The following is a 796-nucleotide window of genomic DNA, read 5'->3' as shown; positions in this document are numbered from 1 at the left end:
CGGGACCGGGTGCAGGCGGACCTGGGAAGCAAGTGGTCTCCGGAGGAGATCGCGGCCCGGCTCACCCGCGACTTCCCCGACGACCCGGAGATGCGCGCCTCGCACGAGACCATCTACCGGGCCCTCTACGTGCAAGGCCGCGGATCACTGCGCCGCGAGCTGGCCGCCTGCCTGCGGACCGGACGGGCGATCCGCAAGCCCCGCCGACGGGTCGATGGCCGCGCCGATCCCGACCGGCGCATCCCGGACAAGGTCATGATCAGCCAACGCCCCGCCGAGGCCGACGACCGTGCCGTCCCCGGGCACTGGGAAGGCGACCAGATCCTGGGCAAGGGCAACAAGTCCGCCATCGGCACCCTGGTCGAGCGCACCACCCGGTTCACCATCCTGCTGCACCTGCCCGGCCCCACCGACGCCATCGCCGTCCGCGACGCCATCATCGACCAGATCGGTGGCCTACCCCAGGCCCTGCGCCGCTCCCTGACCTGGGACCAGGGCCTGGAGATGCGCCGGCACACCGAGATCACCGTCGCCGCTGACCTGCCGATCTACTTCTGCGACCCCCGCTCACCCTGGCAGCGCGGCAGCAACGAGAACACCAACGGCCTGCTCCGCCAGTACTTCCCCAAGGGCACCGACCTCTCCACCCACAGCCCCGAGCACCTTGCCGCCGTCGCCGATGAACTCAACGGCCGCCCACGCAAAACCCTCGGCTGGGACACCCCAGCCGAAGCCATGGCCAAGCTACTGTCGACGGCCCACGACGACGGTGTTGCGTCCACCCCGTGAATTCACC

1 protein-coding gene is annotated in these 796 nt (G+C 70.5%); it reads left to right on the top strand.

The annotated features are described in order from the left end of the window. A partial coding sequence (locus ACJTNH_RS20745; RefSeq protein ID WP_458179166.1) for an IS30 family transposase occupies positions 1-789 on the top strand: 789 nt, incomplete at its 5' end. Positions 790-796 lie beyond the last annotated feature (7 nt).

The organism is Modestobacter lacusdianchii (assembly GCF_054177765.1).
The sequence above is the reverse complement of the archived record's forward strand: the minus strand, read 5'-3'. Positions and strand labels throughout refer to the sequence as shown.